The sequence below is a fragment of the Pseudomonas sp. SIMBA_067 genome, assembly GCF_046534675.1.
GTDB lineage: Bacteria > Pseudomonadota > Gammaproteobacteria > Pseudomonadales > Pseudomonadaceae > Aquipseudomonas > Aquipseudomonas putida.
Genome location: NZ_JAWRYH010001359.1, coordinates 1 through 236 on the forward strand (window position 1 = coordinate 1; position 236 = coordinate 236).

General features: G+C 51.7%; 1 pseudogene. It reads left to right on the forward strand.

Going from position 1 to position 236, the window contains the following annotated elements:
• Positions 1 to 27 precede the first annotated feature (27 nt).
• Positions 28 to 236, forward strand: a pseudogene (locus SB765_RS33780) (hypothetical protein); the annotation flags it as partial.

Genomic DNA, 236 nt, shown 5'->3' on the forward strand with positions numbered 1-236 from the left:
ATTTCGAAGACGCACTAGGCATCGACAATGGGTTTTCTCCTCGTTCTGCCCATCCTGATCTGCGGCTTCATCTACTGTAAATACAACTTCTACGACAAGACCCTCATCGCGAAATATGAAGTGCAGTCACTGTATCTGCATATCGCAATGAGGGGGCTCGTCCTCGCATCGCCATGGCTGGCGTTGGCGTTTTTCATCGAGTGGTTCACCGACGGTTTCTATGGCTTGGCCGCCCT